The organism is Streptomyces sp. NPDC031225, from assembly GCF_055570355.1.
This window is the reverse complement of record NZ_JBVIHJ010000025.1, coordinates 106,385-122,652: the sequence shown is the minus strand read 5'-3', so window position 1 is coordinate 122,652 and position 16,268 is coordinate 106,385. Positions and strand designations below refer to the sequence as shown.

Sequence of the window (16,268 nt, the reverse complement as noted above, 5' to 3'; positions counted from 1 at the left end):
CAGGAGAGGGAACATGAGCAGCCGTACCGTCATCAGCGGTGGCCTCGTCATCACCGCGTCCGACGAGCTGTACGCCGACGTGCTGATCGAGGACGGCCGCATCGCCGCCCTCGCCGTGCCCGGCACGCAGAACTGGACCGCGGACCGCACGATCGACGCCACCGGGAAGTACGTCATCCCCGGTGGCGTCGACGCCCACACCCACATGGAGCTGCCGTTCGGCGGCACCTTCGCCTCCGACACCTTCGAGACCGGCACCAGGGCCGCCGCCTGGGGCGGTACGACGACCATCGTCGACTTCGCCGTGCAGAGCGTCGGACACACCCTGCGCGAGGGCCTGGACGCCTGGCACGCCAAGGCCGAGGGCAACTGCGCCATCGACTACGGCTTCCACATGATCGTGTCCGATGTGAACCAGGAGACGCTCAAGGAGATGGACCTGCTGGTCGAGGAGGGAGTCACCTCCTTCAAGCAGTTCATGGCCTATCCCGGGGTCTTCTACTCCGACGACGGCCAGATCCTGCGCGCCATGCAGCGCTCCGCCGAGAACGGCGGCCTGATCATGATGCACGCCGAGAACGGCATCGCGATCGACGTACTGGTGGAGCAGGCGCTGGCACGCGGCGAGACCGACCCCCGCTATCACGGCGAGGTGCGCAAGGCACTGCTCGAAGCCGAGGCCACCCACCGCGCCATCAAGCTCGCGCAGGTCGCGGGCGCCCCGCTGTACGTCGTGCACGTCTCGGCCATGGAGGCAGTGGCCGAGCTGGCACGGGCGCGCGACGAGGGGCTCAACGTCTTCGGCGAGACCTGCCCGCAGTACCTGTTCCTGTCCACGGACAACCTCGCGGAGCCGGACTTCGAGGGTTCGAAGTACGTGTGCTCAACGCCCCTGAGGCCGAAGGAACACCAGGCCAAGCTGTGGCAGGGCCTGCGGACCAACGACCTCCAGGTCGTCTCCACCGACCACTGCCCCTTCTGCTTCGTGGGCCAGAAGGAACTCGGCCGCGGCGACTTCTCGAAGATCCCCAACGGCCTGCCCGGCGTCGAGAACCGGATGGACCTGCTCCACCAGGGCGTCGTCGACGGACACATCACGCGCCGGCGCTGGATCGAGATCGCCTGCGCCACCCCGGCCCGGATGTTCGGCATGTACCCGAAGAAGGGGACGATCGCCCCGGGCGCCGACGCGGACGTCGTGATCTACGACCCGCACGCCGAGCAGATCATCTCCGCCGAGACCCACCACATGAACGTCGACTACTCGGCCTACGAGGGCAGGCGCCTCACCGGCCGGGTCGAGACGGTCCTCTCGCGCGGCGAACTCGTCATCACCGAGCGGGAGTACACCGGACGCGCCGGGCACGGCACGTACACCCCCCGCTCCACCTGTCAGTACCTCAACTAGGAGTGGCGCCCATGGACTTCGGACTCGTCCTGCAGACGGATCCGCCCGCTTCGAAGGTCATCAGCCTGATGAAGCGGGCCGAACGCAACGGCTTCACCTACGGATGGACCTTCGACTCCGCCGTGCTGTGGCAGGAACCGTTCGTCATCTACAGCCAGATCCTGTCCAACACCTCGAAGCTGAAGGTCGGCCCGATGGTCACCAACCCGGGTACCCGCACCTGGGAGGTGACCGCGTCCACCTTCGCCACCCTCAACGACATGTTCGGCAACCGCACGGTCTGCGGCATCGGCCGCGGCGACTCCGCGATGCGGGTCGCGGGCCGTACGCCCAACACCCTGGCGCGCATCAGCGAGGCCATGAAGGTCATCAAGGCGCTCGGCTCGGGCCAGGAGGCCGACCTCGGCGGCACGGTGATCAGGTTCCCGTGGATCAAGGAGGACGCCGAACTCCCCGTATGGATGGCGGCCTACGGTCCGAAGGCGCTGAAGATGACCGGCGAGGAGGCCGACGGGTTCATCCTCCAGCTGGCCGACCTGTACCTCACCGAGTACATGGTGAAGGCGGTCAAGGACGCGGCCGTCGCCGCCGGCCGGGACCCCTCGGAGGTCACGATCTGCGTCGCCGCCCCCGCCTACGTCACCGAGGACGACTCGCCCGAGGCGCTCGCCCACGCGCGTGAGCAGTGCCGCTGGTTCGGCGGGATGGTCGGCAACCACGTGGCCGACCTGGTGTCCAAGTACGGCGAGCACTCCGCCGCCGTACCCGACGAGCTCACGGACTACATCAAGGCGCGCGAGGGGTACGACTACTCGCACCACGGGCGCGCCGACAACCCCGACACCGCCTTCGTGCCCGACGAGATCGTCGACCGGTTCTGCCTCATCGGCACGGCCGAGAAGCACATCGAGAAGCTGAACGCGCTGCGCGAGCTGGGCGTCGACCAGTTCGCCGTCTACGACATGCACGACGCCCAGGAAGCGACCATCGACGCGTACGGCTCCAAGATCATCCCCGCCGTCAACTCCTGACCCCCCTCGCGGTACCGCTCGACCGACCCCCCACTCCTTGTCCCCCCTTCCCGCCGTCCCGGGGAGGGGTGGCGGGGCCGGGCAGGGCCTCCCCGCCCGTCCCGGCCCCGCCCGAGGCCCCCGCACGGCCTATCCCGTCCCGTTCTGATCGATTGGCCTGCCCATGACCGAAACAGTCCCCACGGGGTCGCCGATACAGCAGTCCCCCGGTGGCCGCGTCGAGCTCGCCCCCGAGGCCTTCCCCGCCGACAGCCCCTTCGCCAACGAGGACCTGCGTCCCGTACCCGTCTCCGAGCGCAAGTGGACGACGTACAACTTCGCGGCCCTGTGGATCTCCATGGCGCACTGCATCCCCAGCTGGACCCTGGCCTCCGGCCTGGTCGCACTCGGCATGGACTGGAAGCAGGCCGTGTTCACCATCGCCCTGGCCAACATCATCGTGCTGCTGCCGATGCTGGCCACCGGGCACGCCGGACCCAAGTACGGCATCCCCTTCCCGGTGCTCGCCCGTGCCTCCTTCGGGCTGCGCGGCGCCAACGTCCCGGCGCTGATCCGGGCGGCCGTGGCCTGCGGCTGGTTCGGCATCCAGACCTGGATCGGCGGCAGCGGCATCTTCGCGCTGGGCTCCAAGCTCACCGGCGGCCACTGGGAGAACGCGAGCCAGATCGCGGGCAACCCGTGGCCCCTGTGGCTCTGCTTCATCCTGTTCTGGGCACTGCAGATCGCGATCATCTACCGCGGCATGGACTTCCTGCGGCACTTCGAGAACTGGGCCGCGCCGTTCGTGATCGCCGGCGCCCTCGTCCTGCTGATCTGGATCGCCGTCAAGGCGGACGGCTTCGGCGCGCTGCTCGACCAGCCCTCCAAGCTCGGCTGGGGCCCCGACTTCTGGCCGGTCTTCTTCCCGTCCCTGATGGGCATGATCGGCTTCTGGGCGACCCTGTCGCTGAACATCCCCGACTTCACCCGCTTCGGCGCCAGCCAGAAGGCACAGACCTGGGGGCAGGCCCTGGGGCTGCCCACGACCATGACGCTGTTCGCCGTTCTCGCCGTGCTGGTCACCTCCGGCTCCGAGGTCGTCTACGGCGAGGCCATCTGGGACCCCGTCGCGCTTGCCGCCAAGGCGGACAACGCCTTCGGTCTGCTCTTCGCGCTGATCATCGTGCTGGTCGCCACGATCTCCGTGAACATCGCGGCGAACGTGGTCTCACCGGCGTACGACCTGTCCAACCTGGCTCCGAAGTTCATCAACTTCCGTACGGGCGCGCTGATCACGGGTGTCGTCGGCATCCTGATCTTCCCGTGGAAGCTGATCTCCACGCCGGAGTTCTACATCTTCACCTGGCTCGGCGTGGTCGGCGGTCTGCTCGGCACGGTCGCGGGCATCCTCATCGCCGACTACTGGGTCATCCGGCGTACGGTCCTGCACCTCGTGGACCTCTACACGCCCGGCGGCCGCTACTGGTACACCAACGGCTGGAACTGGCGGGCCATCGCCGCCTTCGTGGTCGGCGGTCTGCTCGCGGTCGGCGGCTCGTACTCGGGCGTGGGCGCGGACGGCAAGAAGACCGGGCCGTTCCCGACCGACGGTCTGATCCCGTTCCTCAAGCCGCTGGCCGACTACGGCTGGGCGGTGGGACTCGGCACCTCGCTGGTGCTGTACGTCGTGCTGATGCTGTCCACGGGCAGGAAGCAGGAGGGCATCAAGGTCTGACGGTCGGGGTGACGCGCGTGTGGAGAGCGGTCGGGATCGCCTCGGGCCTGTCGGCTCAGGCCTTCCGGCCGCTCTCCAGTGCCGCGACCGCTTCCTTGGCGGCCTTGATGGCGCCCTTGTTGATCTCGTCCGTGCTCGGCGCCTTCTTCGACTCGAAGTCGCTGCCGTTGTACGTCACCGTCACCAGCGCGTTGGACGCCTGGATCATGACCACGCCCTCACGGGTCTGCTGCTTGTCCTCCGTGGTCAGATTCACCACCGAGTACCCGGCGTCACCGACACCGGGCACGCTCCCGCCGCCGCTCTTCTCGGAGATGTTCTCCTTGTACGACTTGGCGGCCGCCTCGGCGGACTCCGTGATCTCGAAGGAGACGTCGAGCCAGCGGTAGTCGTACCCCTTGAGCGCGTTCCAGGAGCAGGTCCGGCGCAGCGCCGTGTCCGTCGAGGGGATCTCCTTGCCGGCCGCCTTGGCGCCCGGCACGAGCGTCTTGATGGTGGCCGCGCTCATGCTGGCGCAGGGCGCGGGCGCGGCGGAGTACTGCTTCGACACGGCCGCCGTGGACGTGCCCGAGGGGGACTCGGAGGCGGACTGCGGCGTCGGTTCCTTCTGGGCGGCGGGTGTCGCGGCCGGGCCCGACGTGAGCGCCCAGCCCGCCGCGGCGAGCACGACGACGGGCGAGATGCGTGCGGTGAGGGCGAGCGGCAGGGAAAGAGTTCGCACGGCGCACTTTTCGTGGGGGACGGACGGTGCGGACGGGTCCGCACTGCGGACGGGACGCCAGTTTCACACGACTCCCTGTGGGGCGAAAGTGTGAACTCGCTCCGTACTTGTGTCGTCACTGTCCCCTGTTGTCGATTGCCTTCGATGCGTCATGTGTCCGTTTATGTCCGGGTGATGGGGCGGTACAGGGCCGATTCGATCCGGTCCACGGCGAGGAACGCCCCATAGGCCACGAGCTGTACCAGACGGTGGTCGGTGTGCCCCGGCCACCGCCAGGCCGCCACGTCCGCGTCGGTGATCCGGTACGGCGCGAGGGCCGCCAGCAGCGCCAGACGCGCACCGGGACGCTCCTCCCGGTCCGGGAACCCGCTCAGGGCCGGCGGCGGATGCGAACCGTCCCAGTCCAGCAGTGCCTCCTCCACGAGATCCTGCTCGTCGGTGTCCAGCAGGCCCGCGCCCAACATGGCCGCCCGGAGGAGCGCCGCGTACGCGAGTCCGACGGGTGTGCCGTCCGCCCACGCGGGGGCCTCGCCGGCATCGGGCAGATCGAGCAGGGGGAGGGCCGCACCGGGCCCGGCTTGTCGGCGCACGGTCCGGGCGAGTGTGCGGCCCGCGAGACTGCGGACCGCCCGGAACCGCTGGGCGTTGCCGGGCAGCAGGTTCTCGGTGAGCAGGGCGGACACGATCCGGTTGATGAAGTGGAAGGCGAACGCCGTGCCCAGGTAGCCGGGGGCGTGCTCGCGCGGGAACGGGTAGGGCCCGGCGCCCAGGCCACCCGGCACGCGTGTGTGCCTGCCCCAGTCCAGCACGCGTGCGTGCTCCTCGTTCCGCGGCCGCTCCCCCCGGGCGAGACGTTCGGCGAGGGCGTGGTCGCCGGTGGCGTGCAGCAGCATGGTGTGCGCGTCCACACAGAACGGGCACCGGTTGGCGAGCGAGACGCCGAGTGCCGCGAGCTCCTTGCCGGTGCGGCTGCCGGGTCCCGCGATCAACGACTCGCGCATCAACGCCCAGGCGGGGGCGAGGAGTTCGGGTGCGGAGGACAGGACCACGAAGGTGGCGGGCTCGGCGATGCCGAAGTCGCGGGACATCTGCGCGTAGACCTCGGCGGCACGGCCGGTGGCCGCCTTGGGCGGCAGGGGCCGGGTGTATCGGAAGGGTGTGGGCATGGGCAGCAGCGTGCGCCCCGGGGGTGCCCCGGGTCGTCGTGCGGCCGGAGTCAGTCGGCGCTGCGTCGGTGAGGGCGGCCCGCGCCGGGCACTACTGCGCCGGGAGTAGTGCGGGAGTTGTCCACAGGGCTGACGCCGGTGTCGGCGCGGCGGTCTAGCGTGTGGGCATGAGCGGGCTACCGGCCGACACGGCCACACGCAGGCGGCTGGCCGACGCGGCCCTCGCGGTCGTGGTCGGCGCGCTCGCCGTGACCGCGGCGGCCTTCGACGCGGACACCGCGACCGTCGACTACGCGCTGGTGGCGCTGAGTTCGGCCGTTCTCGCGTTCTACCGTGCCGCTCCGCTGGTGGTGCTGGCAGCCGCCACGGCGGGCGGCGCCGTGTACGTGCTGCACGCCCATCCCGGGGCGCTCGCCGCCCTGCCCGTCCTCGCCGCCGTGCTCACCGCGGCGCAACTGGGGCACCGGGGCTGGGCTGCCGTGGCGAGCGGGGTGTACCTGACGGCGTACATCGCCACGGGGTCCACCACCCAGGAGGCGGTCGGGAAGGCCGGGCTGCTCGCGGGCTGGTTCCTCTGCATGGTGGTGGGAGGCCTCGCCGACCGGAACTGGCAGGCGTATCTCCGCCAGACCGAACAGCGGGCCCTGGAGGCCGAGCGGACCCGGGAGGAGGCGGCCCTGCGCCGCGCAGGGGAGGAACGCCTGCGCATAGCAAGGGAGTTGCACGACTCGCTCACCCACAGCATCTCCATCGTCAAGCTCCAGGCGGGCGTGGCCGTCCATCTGGCCCGCAAGCGCGGCGAGGACGTGCCGCCCGCCCTGCTCGCCATCCAGGAGGCGAGCGGCGAGGCGATGCGCGAACTCCGTGCCACGCTGGAGATCCTGCGCACCGACGAGCCGACCGGCACACCCGCGCTGCTCGTGGAGCGGGCGCGGGCGGCGGGGCTCGCCGTCGAACTGACCGTGGCCGGCGAGGAGCGCCCACTGCCCGCCACCCTTGACCGGGCCACGTACCGGATCGTCCAGGAGTCCCTGACCAACGCGGCCCGGCACGCGGGCCCGGCGAAGGTACGCGTCGAACTGGCCTACGGCGAGCACGACTTGACGATCCGCGTCGAGGACGACGGGGCCGCGGACCCGGGCCGCCCGCCCGAACCCGGCCACGGCCTCACCGGCATGCGCGAACGCGTCACGGCGCTGGGCGGGACGCTGGCGGCCGGGCCGCGCGCGGAGGGCGGGTTCTCGGTGCGGGCGCACCTGCCCCTACGGGTGGGGGAGTCGGCGTGATCAGGGTGGCGCTCGTGGACGACCAGGCGTTGATGCGGGCCGGGTTCCGGGCCCTGCTCGAAGCCGAGGACGGCATCGAGGTGGTCGGCGAGGCGGCGGACGGCGAGCAGGGCGTGGAGCTGGTGCGCGCGCAGGTGCCCGACATCGCGCTGATCGACGTACAGATGCCGGTGATGACGGGCATCCAAGCAACCCGGCGGATCGCCGCTGAACCGGACCTGGCGGGGGTCCGCGTGGTGATCCTCACCAACTACGGCCTGGACGAGTACGTCTTCGAGGCACTGCGGGCGGGCGCGAGCGGCTTCCTGCTGAAGGACACCGAACCGGCCGACCTCCTCCAGGCCATCGAGGTGGTGGCCCGGGGTGAGGCCCTGCTGTCACCTGCGGTCACCCGCACCCTGATCGGCGAGTTCGTCGCCCGCCCGCCGGACCGGTCCACCGCTCCCGGCCTGGAATGCCTCACCCGCCGCGAACGCGAGGTGACGGGGCTCGCCGCCCGTGGCCTGACCAACGAGGAGATCGCCCGGCACATGGTGATCAGCCCCCTCACGGCCAAGACCCACATCAGCCGCGCGATGACCAAGCTGGGCGCCCGGGACCGCGCCCAACTGGTCGTGTTCGCCTACGAGTCGGGTCTGGTGACGGCACGCGGCGGCTGAAATCCCGTTGCCCGCCGCCGTGGGCGATCAGCACTCTGGGGCGATGACCGAGACGACACCGCAGGTCCGCGAAGAGATCCTCGCCTACTACGCCCGGGGCGAGGAGGACGCCCGCCTCAGACCGGGCGGCGCACTCGCCGGACGGCTGGAGTACTGGCGCACCCAGGACGTGCTGCGGCGGTTGCTGCCCGCCGCGCCCGCCCGGGTGCTGGACGTCGGTGGCGGCAGCGGAGTGCACGCGCAGTGGCTCGCGCAGGACGGGTACGAGGTCGAACTCGTCGATCCCGTTCCGCTCCACGTGGAACAGGCGGCCCGGCTGCCGGGTGTGCGCGCACGGTCCGGGGACGCCCGCTCACTGCCCGCCGACGACTGCGCGTACGACGTGGTGCTGATGCTGGGTCCCCTGTACCACCTGCCCGAACGGGCCGACCGCGTACGGGCGTTGGCCGAGGCGCGCCGGGTGGTCAGGCCGGGCGGCCCGGTCGTCGCGGCCACCATCAACCGATACGCGCAACTGCACGACCTGCTGCGCAAGGAGTGCTACTTCACCACGGAGCACCGTGAACGCACCGACGCCGTTCTCGCGGACGACGGCCGGCACCCCCACCACGACGACGGCTTCTTCACCGTCGCCCACTTCGCCCAACCGCGAGCGGTGACGGCGGAGTTCACCGACGCACGGCTGACCGTCGAGGGCCAGTACGGCGTCGAGGGGGTCGCCTGGTTCATGAGTGGAGTCGAGGACTGGCTGGACGACCCGGAGCGCCGCGCAGCGGTCCTGGCGGCATGTCGGCACATCGAGTCGGAGCCGACGCTGCTGGGGGCGAGCGGGCACCTGCTCACGGTGGGCGGACGGCCGGGGCGCTGAAACCGGCCGTCCGCCCGGCAGGGACTACGCGGCCGTGCCGCCCGCGTAGTCGCTGCTGAACGTGGTCTCGACGGTGGTGGCCACGGACTGCGCGACCCCGGTGCCGGTCAGGATGATGCCCAACTCCCGGTTGTTGGACAGCGAGTTGCTGCTGATGTTCATGGAGCCCGCCTCCACCTCCTGGGTGGCGAGGCCGTAGTCGGCGACCATGGCCTTGCCGTGGATGTAGAAGCCGTTGGGATCGGAGTACCCGACGACGGTGCCGCCGGCCGCCTTGATCTCGGAGACCTCGGCGGCGTAGTCGCCCGGCGTCTCCAGGACCACCCGTACCTTCACGCCCGCTTTCGCGCGTGCCGCCACGGCGTCCACCACCGTGCTGTCGCTGAACTCCAGTTCCTCGACGTCGAGCGTCTTGGTGGCGGCGTTGATCACGGACAGCAGACGGCTGCGGGAGTCCGTGGGGGACCAGAGCAGGTGGTCACCGTCGGTGGGCGTGACCGAGGTGCCGGCGTAGTCCGCGTTGAACACCTTCTCGATCGCGGCGACATCGCGGGTGTCGTCGGTGAACACCCCGTAGTCACGACCGGTCGCGTAGTACTGGGAGGTGAGATTGCCGGTGAGGACAAGCGACTTGGTGCCGTTCACGGTGATCGTCTTCTGGTGCGTGTAGACGAAGCTCGACGGCGACCACACCACACCCACACCCGCGTTCGTCAACGCCGTGTACGCCGAGCCGTTGGCGCTCTGGTGCTGACGGTCCAGGACGACCCGGACGGTGACGCCCTTGCTCTTCAGGGCTATGAGGTCGTTGACGGCTGTCGTGTCCTCAAGCTCGTACATGGTCATGTCGAGGGACGTGGTGGCCGAGTTGATGAAGTCGTAGATCGTGGGCTGGCCGGCGCTCTGCGAGAAGGCGAAGGCGGTGTAGCTCGCGGCACTGGCGGGGACGGAGGCGGCGAGTACGCCGGCACCGGCGGCGAGAGCGACCCCGGTACGGGTGAGGACCTTCCACAACATGCGTGACTCCTGGTCGAGTTGGTGCCCGCAGGGGGGGGCGGGCATCCGCATGGCACCACGCGCGTAGAACGGACCGGAAGAGGAGGCCGGTGAACTCGGGGTTACCGATGGTCCGTACGGGCGGGCAAAAGGGACTTCGTGCAGGTGGGAGCCGATTCATGGAGTTCTCGTGTGATCGCAAAATCTTCGTTGGCCCACCCCGGGGGGAATGAAAGGATCCGTGCACACGACCCGCTTCGGACCGGCCGAGGCGCGCCCGACCAGCGAGGTGAGAGATGTCGTTCACCACCCGGCCGACCCTCCAGGGCACCTTCGGCATGGTGTCCTCCACTCACTGGCTGGCCTCGCAGTCGGCGATGGCGGTGCTGGAGGACGGCGGCAACGCCTTCGACGCCGCGGTGGCCGGTGCCTTCGTCCTGCACGTCGTCGAGCCGCACCTCAACGGTCCCGCCGGTGAGGTGCCGATCCTGCTCGCGCCGGCCGGCGGGGAGGTGCGGGTGCTGTGCGGTCAGGGCGTCGCGCCCGCCGGGGCCACCGTCGCGCACTACCGGGGACTCGGCCTGGAACTGGTGCCCGGCACCGGCCCCCTCGCCGCCGCCGTCCCGGGCGCCTTCGACGCCTGGATGCTGCTCCTGCGCGACCACGGCACCAAGCCCCTCGCCGACGTCCTGAAGTACGCCGTCGGGTACGCCGAGGACGGGCACGCGCCCGTCGAGAACGTCGGCGCGACCGTCGAGAGCGTGCGGAAGCTGTTCGAGACGGAGTGGACCTCGTCGGCGGAGGTCTACCTGCCCGAAGGACAGGCTCCCCGGCCCGGTTCGCTGTTCCGCAACCCCACGCTCGCCGCCACCTGGAGACGACTGATCGACGAGGTGGCGGGAGCGGGCGACCGGGTCGCGCAGATCGAGGCGGCGCGCGAGGTGTGGCGCAGCGGATTCATCGCCGAGGCGCTCGTACGGCAGACCCGGCGGCCCACCATGGACACCAGCGGTGCGCGGCACACCGGCACGCTGACGGCCGCCGACCTCGCCGGATGGTCCGCGACCTACGAGGCGCCGGCGACGTACGACTGGAACGGCTGGACCCTGTGCAAGGCCGGCCCCTGGAGCCAGGGCCCGGTGCTCCTCCAGCAGCTCGCGCTGCTGCCGCCCGAACTGCCCCGGTACGGGTCCGCCGAGTACGTCCATCTGCTGGTCGAGGGATGCAAGCTGGCCATGGCCGACCGGGAGGCCTGGTACGGGGACGCGGCCGAGGTGCCGCTCGGTGAGCTGTTGTCGGGGGAGTACAACGCGGGACGGCGTGAACTCGTCGGCGACAAGGCATCCCACGAGCTGCGGCCGGGCAGCCCCGGCGGGCGTGTCCCACGGCTGAGCGCGCACGCGCGCGTGGTGGTCACCGACGAGCCGGGGTTTAGCCCGATGGGCGCCGGTGAGCCGACGGTCGCCAAGAACCCCACATCCCCCGTGCCGGGTGAGCCCGAGGTCGGTTCCGACGGCACCACCCGGGGCGACACCTGCCACCTGGACGTCGTCGACCGCTGGGGCAACATGGTCGCCGCCACGCCCAGCGGAGGCTGGCTCCAGTCCAACCCCGTCGTCCCCGAACTGGGCTTTCCGCTCGGCACCCGGCTCCAGATGGCCTGGCTGGAGGACGGCCTGCCGAACTCCCTCACCCCCGGCCGCCGCCCCCGCACCACCCTCACCCCCTCGATCGCCCTGCGCGCCGGGGTCCCGGTCCTCGCCTTCGGCACACCCGGCGGGGACCAGCAGGACCAGTGGCAGCTCCACTTCTTCCTCGCCCTCGCCCTGCGCTCCCCGGTCCGCGGCGGCCTCGACCTCCAGGGCGCCATCGACGCCCCGAACTGGCACAACGACAGCTTCCCCGGCTCCTTCTATCCGCGCGGCATGCGGCCCGGAAGCGTCACCGTGGAGGCGCGGACGGACCCGGAGGTGGTGGCGGGGCTACGGCGGCGGGGGCACGACGTGACGGTGGGCGAGCCCTGGTCGGAGGGACGGCTGTGCGCGGTGGCCCGGGACCCGGCGACGGGGGTGCTGTCGGCGGCGGCGAATCCCCGGGGAATGCAGGGGTACGCGGTGGGACGGTGAGCCCCGGCACATGGGAGGGGGTGCCCCGGCACAGGGGAGGAGGTGCGCCCGCGAAGGCGACCGGACGGGTCCCGCGGGTCCCGTGGTCATGCCGGGTACGTGACCGGTCGACCCACTTCCGCACAGCCCGAGCGCCCGGCCCGGCCCGACCCCGGTGTTCACGGCGATTCCAGCCGCTGTCCACCGGTCCGGGAGGGATTGTCAGTCCCGCGTGCTCTCATGGAGTCATGATCGGACACATGGAAACCATCGACGAGTTTCTCGACCGGCACACGGACGACGTGGAAGAGGCGGTGCGCAAGGCCGCCGCGGCCGAGATCATGCCGCGCTTCCGCCGGCTCGCCGCGCACGAGGTGGACCAGAAGAGCGGCCCCCACGACCTGGTCACGGACGCCGACCGGCTGGCCGAGCGGTACCTCACCGAGGCGCTCGGCGCCCTCCTTCCCGGCTCCGTGGTGGTCGGCGAGGAGGCGGTCCACGCCAACCCGGCGTCGTACGAGGCGATACAGGGCGACACCCCGGTCTGGATCGTCGACCCCGTCGACGGCACCCGGCAGTTCGTCCACGGCGACCCCGGCTTCTGCACGCTGGTCGCGCTCGCGGCGAACGGCGTCCTGCTCGCCTCCTGGACCTACGCCCCCGCCCGCGACCAGCTGGCCACAGCGGTACGGGGCCAGGGCGCGTTCCTCGACGGCGAGCGGCTGCACACGGGTGCCCCCGACCCGGAGCGGGACCTCCGGGTGGCCACCTCCCACCCGGACTACACGACGGACGAGGAGAAGCGAGCCCTGCTCAGCCTGTGGACGGACGGTGTCGCGCCACGCCCGTGCGGCTCGGCCGGTCTGGAGTATCTCGCCGTAGCCCGAGGCGAGTTGGACGCGGTCGCGTTCTCCTGGGAGGCGGCCTGGGACCATGCGGCGGGCCTGTTGCTGGTCGAGGAGGCGGGCGGCGCCCATCTGACCCGCGCCGGTGAGCCGTTCCGCATCACGGGAGGCAACACCCTGCCCTTCACGGCAGCCCGGGACGCGGCGACGGCCCGCAGGGTACGGGGCCTGCTGGCGGGCCAGGCCTGACCCGACACCGTGGCACGCGGGGGAGGGCGGGCACACCGGACCTCGATGTCCGCCTGCCCCGACTTACCCCCGAACCCCGGGGCTGTCGGTGCCCCGGCATATCCTGATCCTCTGGCCATCGGCTGACGAAGGGGTCCGAAGGTGCCGTCGATGCTCGATGTGGTCGTGGTGGGTGCGGGACCGAACGGACTGACGGCTGCCGTGGAGCTTGCCCGCCGCGGCTTCTCCGTGGCCGTCTTCGAAGCGCGTGACACCGTGGGCGGAGGAGCCCGCACCGAGGAGCTGACCCTCCCCGGTTTCCGGCACGACCCGTGTTCGGCGGCCCACCCGCTCGGTATCAACTCCCCGGCGTTCCGTGCCCTGCCCCTGGAGCGCTACGGCCTGGAGTGGCTGCACGCCGAACTGCCCATGGCTCACCCCTTCACCGACGGCACCGCCGCCGTCCTGTCGAGGTCGGTCGCCGAGACGGCAGCCTCGTTCGGACCGCGCGACGCGGGCACGTACCGCAGGCTCGTCGAGCCGTTCCTGCCCAAGTGGGACACCCTGGCCCGCGACTTCATGTCGCTGCCCCTGACCGCGCTGCCCCGCGACCCGGTCACCCTCGCCCGCTTCGGTCTCGTCGGTCTGCCGCCGTCGACATGGCTGATGCGCCGCTTCCGTGACGAGCGCGCGAAGACCCTGTTCGCCGGTCTCGTCGCGCATGTCATGGCCCCGCTCGACGGGCTCGCCACCGGTGCCGTCGGGCTGGTCTTCGCCCTCGCGGCGCACGCCCGCGGCTGGCCCGTGGCCCGTGGCGGTTCCCAGTCCATCTCCGACGCGCTCACCGCGTACCTCAAGGACCTCGGCGGCACCGTCCACACCGACTACGAGGTCAAGCGCCTCGACGACCTGCCGCCCGCGCGCGCCTACGTCTTCGACACCTCGCCCACCGCCCTCGCCCGTATCGCCGGCTTCGGCAGCTACTACGACGGCTACCGCTACGGCCCGGGCGTCTTCAAGGTCGACTACGCCCTCGACGGACCCGTGCCGTGGACCGCGAAGGAGGCGCGCAGCGCGGGCACCGTGCAGATCGGCGCCGACACCGCGGAGATCGGTGCCGCCCTGCGGGCCGCGTCCCGGGAGGGCCGCGCACCCGACCGGCCCTTCATGATCACCGTGCAGCCCAGTGTCGCCGACCCCGGCCGGGCCCCGGCCGGAAAGCACGTGTTCTGGGCCTACGGCCATGTCCCCAGCGGCTGGACGGGCGACCTCACCGACGCCCTCGAACGCCAACTGGAGCGCTTCGCCCCGGGATTCCGCGACCGCGTCCTGGCCCGCGCCACCGCCGGCCCACCCGAACTGGCCGCCCGCAACGCCAACTACATCGGCGGCGACATCGCCTCCGGCGCGGTCAGCGGACTCCAGACCATGCTGCGCCCCAAGCTCTCCCTGTCCCCGTACGGCACCCCGCACCCGGCCGTCTTCATCTGCTCCTCGGCGACCCCGCCGGGACCGGGCGTGCACGGCATGTCGGGACACAACGCGGCGAAAGCGGTGTGGCGGAAGCTGCGGAAGGGCTGAGAGAAAGGCCCGTCCTCGTTGCCGATGTTCCTCCTGGCAATCGGCGATGAAGACGCACGTTCGATACGTGAGTTCCGGCCATGTGCAGACGCTGTCCGTGGCCCGGTAATCCGGCTGCTCCCGGCGAGCCGGGCTGGGAGAGTGGCGGTCATGACCACCATCCGTCTCGTCCAGGGCGACATCACGCAGGAGAGCGCCGACGCGATCGTCAATGCCGCGAACTCCTCCCTCCTCGGCGGGGGAGGCGTCGACGGCGCCATCCACCGCCGGGGCGGCCCGGCGATCCTGGCGGACTGCCGCAAGCTGCGCGCCTCTCATTACGGCAAGGGCCTGGCCACGGGCCGGGCGGTTGCCACCACCGCGGGCGAGCTGGACGCCCGGTGGGTGATCCACACCGTCGGCCCCCGGCACAGCGCCGAGGAGGACCGCTCGGCCCTGCTGACCTCCTGCTACCGCGAGTCCCTGCGCGTCGCCGACGAACTCGGCGCCCGGACCGTGGCCTTCCCCGCCGTCTCCGCCGGTATCTACGGATGGCCGATCGACGACGCCGCCCGGATCGCGGTGGCGACCGTACGGGAGACGCCGACCGCGGTCGAGGAGGTCCGGTTCGTGCTCTTCGACGACAGGACGTACCGGGCGTTCGCACGGCACCTGCGCTGACCCGCCGTCACGGGCTGCCCACTCATACGGACGAACGTGTTCCGAGCGCTGAGGACATGACCGCGTGGGGCAAAGAGCCTGGTCGCGGTGGTGTGAGCGGTGTGACGGGGGAGGCCCGGCGTTCCGTGACCGGTTGCGGGAGGCCGGACCGCTTTGGACGGTGGGGCCAAGGAAGTTCTCCGAAAGGAACGTTCATGCGCCCCCTCGTCTCCCGCGGCCTGCTCCTGCCGCCCCTGGTCTGTGCCGCGCTGATCCTCGGCCCGGTCGGCACCGCGGCCGCCGTCGCCGACGCGGGCCGCAGCGCGTCGGACCACCAGGTGGCACAGCTCGCCACCTGGTACGGCACCGACGACGCGGACACCGTCGTGGACCGCCTCGACGCACTGGACCGGGCCGAGCGCGGCAGCGTCCTCCAGCCCCTCCTGGACGCCGTGGCCGACATCACCGCTCTCGACGGCACCCACCTCGACGCGAGCGAGGCGGCCGCCCACGCGAAGGCGGTCGAGGCGGCGAACGCCCAGGTCCAGGAGCGGCTGCGGCAGCTGAGCGGCACGGACAGGTCCGCGGCGGCGGCCGACCCGGTCTCCGACCTCGTGGCCTCGCTGCAGTCGACCATCGACAGCCTCATCAAGTCACTGACCTCGCTGGACCTGGGCGGTGTGCTGAGCGCGGTCACGGGCCTCCTGGGCTCCGTGCTCGGCGCCGTCACCGGTCTCCTCGGCGGCGGCCTCCCCTCGCTGCCCGCCCTGCCGTCCGTCCCGTCCCTGCCGTCGCTGCCGGCCACCTGACAGCACGGCACGACGGCACCACGCAGCGCCGCACCACGCAGCACCGCACCACGGCACCCCCGCGTGATCGCACGCGGGGGTGCCGTGGTGTCGCCTTGCCCCCAGGACCACACAAAGTCCGACAAGGTCATTGCCCAGGAACGCTCAGGGACCTAGGTTGAGTCGCATCCTGTGCCTCAAAGTCACCAATAGTGCACAGGAGTTGACGCTCC

Annotated in this window: 14 protein-coding genes; 11 read left to right on the top strand and 3 right to left on the bottom strand. The window is 71.2% G+C overall.

Going from position 1 to position 16,268, the window contains the following annotated elements; genetic code table 11:
* Window positions 1–13: 13 nt before the first annotated feature.
* The 3 genes from hydA to ACZ48Z_RS34730 all read left to right on the top strand — a co-directional run bounded on the left by hydA (window position 14) and on the right by ACZ48Z_RS34730 (window position 4,153).
* Window positions 14–1,408, top strand: coding sequence for a dihydropyrimidinase (hydA, locus tag ACZ48Z_RS34740; RefSeq protein WP_468739884.1), 1,395 nt, complete (start codon window positions 14–16; stop codon window positions 1,406–1,408).
* Window positions 1,409–1,419: 11 nt separating this feature from the next.
* Window positions 1,420–2,439 (top strand): TIGR03842 family LLM class F420-dependent oxidoreductase, encoded by a 1,020-nt coding sequence (locus ACZ48Z_RS34735; protein WP_468739883.1) that lies wholly within the window; start codon window positions 1,420–1,422, stop codon window positions 2,437–2,439.
* 163 nt (window positions 2,440–2,602) lie between these two features.
* Entirely contained in the window at window positions 2,603–4,153 is a 1,551-nt protein-coding gene (locus ACZ48Z_RS34730) for an NCS1 family nucleobase:cation symporter-1 (RefSeq protein ID WP_468739882.1), read from the top strand.
* 55 nt (window positions 4,154–4,208) lie between these two features.
* Here the strand turns inward: ACZ48Z_RS34730 and ACZ48Z_RS34725 are convergent, their stop codons facing one another.
* Window positions 4,209–4,874 (bottom strand): hypothetical protein, encoded by a 666-nt coding sequence (locus ACZ48Z_RS34725; protein ID WP_468739881.1) that lies wholly within the window; start codon window positions 4,872–4,874, stop codon window positions 4,209–4,211.
* A gap of 161 nt (window positions 4,875–5,035) precedes the next feature.
* Entirely contained in the window at window positions 5,036–6,040 is a 1,005-nt protein-coding gene (locus tag ACZ48Z_RS34720) for a carboxymuconolactone decarboxylase family protein (protein WP_468739880.1), read from the bottom strand.
* 167 nt (window positions 6,041–6,207) lie between these two features.
* Between ACZ48Z_RS34720 and ACZ48Z_RS34715 the strand changes: the two genes are divergently transcribed.
* The 3 genes from ACZ48Z_RS34715 to ACZ48Z_RS34705 are packed head-to-tail and all read left to right on the top strand — an operon-like array spanning window position 6,208 to window position 8,853.
* The gene (locus tag ACZ48Z_RS34715; protein ID WP_468739879.1) at window positions 6,208–7,326 is read left to right on the top strand and encodes a sensor histidine kinase; all 1,119 of its coding nucleotides are present in this window, start codon (window positions 6,208–6,210) and stop codon (window positions 7,324–7,326) included.
* The gene (locus tag ACZ48Z_RS34710) at window positions 7,323–7,985 is read left to right on the top strand and encodes a response regulator (RefSeq protein ID WP_468739878.1); all 663 of its coding nucleotides are present in this window, start codon (window positions 7,323–7,325) and stop codon (window positions 7,983–7,985) included. Before ACZ48Z_RS34715 ends, ACZ48Z_RS34710 begins: the two co-directional genes overlap by 4 nt.
* Before the next feature lie 43 nt (window positions 7,986–8,028).
* Window positions 8,029–8,853: a class I SAM-dependent methyltransferase gene (locus ACZ48Z_RS34705; RefSeq protein ID WP_468739877.1), complete on the top strand. Its 825-nt coding sequence runs from the start codon at window positions 8,029–8,031 to the stop codon at window positions 8,851–8,853.
* Window positions 8,854–8,877: 24 nt separating this feature from the next.
* Here the strand turns inward: ACZ48Z_RS34705 and ACZ48Z_RS34700 are convergent, their stop codons facing one another.
* Complete coding sequence (locus ACZ48Z_RS34700; RefSeq protein WP_468739876.1) at window positions 8,878–9,870, bottom strand: phospholipase D-like domain-containing protein; 993 nt, start codon at window positions 9,868–9,870, stop codon at window positions 8,878–8,880.
* Between the two features lie 275 nt (window positions 9,871–10,145).
* On the opposite strand from ACZ48Z_RS34700, the gene ACZ48Z_RS34695 reads away from it, so the two are divergent.
* The 5 genes from ACZ48Z_RS34695 to ACZ48Z_RS34675 all read left to right on the top strand — a co-directional run bounded on the left by ACZ48Z_RS34695 (window position 10,146) and on the right by ACZ48Z_RS34675 (window position 16,056).
* Entirely contained in the window at window positions 10,146–11,975 is a 1,830-nt protein-coding gene (locus tag ACZ48Z_RS34695) for a gamma-glutamyltransferase family protein (RefSeq protein ID WP_468739875.1), read from the top strand.
* A 227-nt stretch (window positions 11,976–12,202) separates the two neighbouring features.
* A complete protein-coding gene (locus tag ACZ48Z_RS34690) occupies window positions 12,203–13,048 on the top strand; it encodes an inositol monophosphatase family protein (RefSeq protein ID WP_468739874.1) in 846 nt (281 codons plus the stop codon).
* 150 nt (window positions 13,049–13,198) lie between these two features.
* Window positions 13,199–14,608, top strand: coding sequence for a phytoene desaturase family protein (locus ACZ48Z_RS34685; protein WP_468739873.1), 1,410 nt, complete (start codon window positions 13,199–13,201; stop codon window positions 14,606–14,608).
* A gap of 150 nt (window positions 14,609–14,758) precedes the next feature.
* The gene (locus ACZ48Z_RS34680; protein WP_468739872.1) at window positions 14,759–15,268 is read left to right on the top strand and encodes an O-acetyl-ADP-ribose deacetylase; all 510 of its coding nucleotides are present in this window, start codon (window positions 14,759–14,761) and stop codon (window positions 15,266–15,268) included.
* A gap of 194 nt (window positions 15,269–15,462) precedes the next feature.
* Entirely contained in the window at window positions 15,463–16,056 is a 594-nt protein-coding gene (locus tag ACZ48Z_RS34675) for a hypothetical protein (protein WP_468739871.1), read from the top strand.
* The last annotated feature ends 212 nt before the right edge of the window (window positions 16,057–16,268 follow it).

Excerpts from the sequence above, each read along its gene's own strand:
- hydA (WP_468739884.1), top strand. The coding sequence starts at position 14 with ATGAGCAGCCGTACCGTCATCAGCGGTGGCCTCGTCATCACCGCGTCC.
- ACZ48Z_RS34735 (WP_468739883.1), top strand. The coding sequence starts at position 1,420 with ATGGACTTCGGACTCGTCCTGCAGACGGATCCGCCCGCTTCGAAGGTC.
- ACZ48Z_RS34730 (WP_468739882.1), top strand. The coding sequence starts at position 2,603 with ATGACCGAAACAGTCCCCACGGGGTCGCCGATACAGCAGTCCCCCGGT.
- ACZ48Z_RS34720 (WP_468739880.1), bottom strand. The coding sequence starts at position 6,040 with ATGCCCACACCCTTCCGATACACCCGGCCCCTGCCGCCCAAGGCGGCC.
- ACZ48Z_RS34715 (WP_468739879.1), top strand. The coding sequence starts at position 6,208 with ATGAGCGGGCTACCGGCCGACACGGCCACACGCAGGCGGCTGGCCGAC.
- ACZ48Z_RS34705 (WP_468739877.1), top strand. The coding sequence starts at position 8,029 with ATGACCGAGACGACACCGCAGGTCCGCGAAGAGATCCTCGCCTACTAC.
- ACZ48Z_RS34700 (WP_468739876.1), bottom strand. The coding sequence starts at position 9,870 with ATGTTGTGGAAGGTCCTCACCCGTACCGGGGTCGCTCTCGCCGCCGGT.
- ACZ48Z_RS34695 (WP_468739875.1), top strand. The coding sequence starts at position 10,146 with ATGTCGTTCACCACCCGGCCGACCCTCCAGGGCACCTTCGGCATGGTG.
- ACZ48Z_RS34690 (WP_468739874.1), top strand. The coding sequence starts at position 12,203 with ATGATCGGACACATGGAAACCATCGACGAGTTTCTCGACCGGCACACG.
- ACZ48Z_RS34685 (WP_468739873.1), top strand. The coding sequence starts at position 13,199 with ATGCTCGATGTGGTCGTGGTGGGTGCGGGACCGAACGGACTGACGGCT.
- ACZ48Z_RS34680 (WP_468739872.1), top strand. The coding sequence starts at position 14,759 with ATGACCACCATCCGTCTCGTCCAGGGCGACATCACGCAGGAGAGCGCC.
- ACZ48Z_RS34675 (WP_468739871.1), top strand. The coding sequence starts at position 15,463 with ATGCGCCCCCTCGTCTCCCGCGGCCTGCTCCTGCCGCCCCTGGTCTGT.